Source organism: Cuspidothrix issatschenkoi CHARLIE-1 (assembly GCF_002934005.1).
Taxonomy (GTDB): Bacteria; Cyanobacteriota; Cyanobacteriia; order Cyanobacteriales; family Nostocaceae; genus Cuspidothrix; species Cuspidothrix issatschenkoi.
The window spans coordinates 1-1,409 of sequence record NZ_PGEM01000149.1; the positions used below are offsets into that span (position 1 = coordinate 1).

Annotated in this window: 1 protein-coding gene; it reads left to right on the forward strand. The window is 35.6% G+C overall.

Annotated features, from left to right (window positions below; translation table 11 throughout):
* Nucleotides 1-98: 98 nt before the first annotated feature.
* Nucleotides 99-1,298, forward strand: coding sequence for an IS4 family transposase (locus tag CUN59_RS17820; protein WP_104389109.1), 1,200 nt, complete (start codon nucleotides 99-101; stop codon nucleotides 1,296-1,298).
* Nucleotides 1,299-1,409: the final 111 nt, after the last annotated feature.

A 1,409-nucleotide genomic window follows, 5' to 3' on the forward strand; every position in this document is an offset into this window, starting at 1 on the left:
CTTAACGGGTGACAAGACGGTTGAAGATGAGATGTGGCAATAATTTGAGAAAATAAGGGGGTAAAAAAATAGGGATAAGGAAGCCCCAAAGCAAAAAAATGTTACCACAATCATATCAAACAATTTTCCGAAAGCATTTGAGTGAACAGCAGTATTTGACACTAAAAATATTGTTGTTATTGATACAGGCTCATCGTCAAGTAAAACTGTCAAAATTAGCCAGCTTGTTTCCCCAACCAATTAAATATGAAAGCAGGAAACGTAATCTACAAAGATTTTTAGGAATAGGTAAACTCTGCGTAAAATTATTATGGTTTCCATTAATAAAATATTGGATTAGACAATCGTTAATACCAAAACAATTGAATCGAGAACAGCGGCGTTATTTTCAAAAAAAACAATATCAAAAATATGGTTATTGGATGGTGGCACTGGATCGAACACAGTGGAAAGGACGGAATATATTTATGGTGACATTGGTATGGGGTACTCACGCCTTACCACTATATTGGGAAACATTAAATCATGTCGGAAATAGTAACTTACAAACCCAAAAAAGATTGATAAAGACGGCAATAAAATTATTAAAAAAATGTCGAATTGTGGTGTTGGCAGATAGAGAATTTCATAGTCCAAAACTGGCTAAATGGCTTGATGAGCAAGGAGTATACTTTGCTTTACGTCAGAAGAAAAACCTTTATTTTCAAGAGAAACCAGAACTTGAATATCAAGTTCTTAAGAACCAAGGATTTAAGCCAGGGATGTCGAAGTTTTATGAGAGAGTCAAATGTGGTAAAGGCGATGAATTAGGTTTATTTAATATTGCTGTTTATTGGAAAAGAAAATATCGTAAAAAAGGACCAAAAGAACCTTGGTATATCTTGACGAATCTACCAAATCTCCAACAAACTTTATGCCTCTATAGATGTCGGTGGGGAATTGAACAGTTTTTTAAGGATTGTAAAACTGGTGGCTATAATTTAGAGGATAGTAAAGTAAATGAGACTCGTTTTTTAGCCTTAGTTTTATTGATTGTGATTGCTTATAGTTTAGCCACTATGCACGGTCAACGGATGAAAAAATTAGGTATAGAGACTTATGCCGGACGTATTCAACAACATCAGGACAAGTACCCACGTCAGAGTGATTTTAGCTTTTCTCTCTACGGACAACTATGGATTTATGGCATGGAATTATGGGGTGATTTAGCTCTGAATTTAATCAATCTCAAGCCTCATAAACGCCTCTTTTTTCAACGTGGCTTTCAGGCTCTATCCCTTATGAAACAAGCTGTTTAGCCGCCTTGTCACCCGTTAAGGTCTGAATCAGGATATCCAGGATTAAAGGATATCCAGGATGTTTAACTATGGTTGGGCTGATGAGTTTTTGGGGATGTTTGATATCTGTTT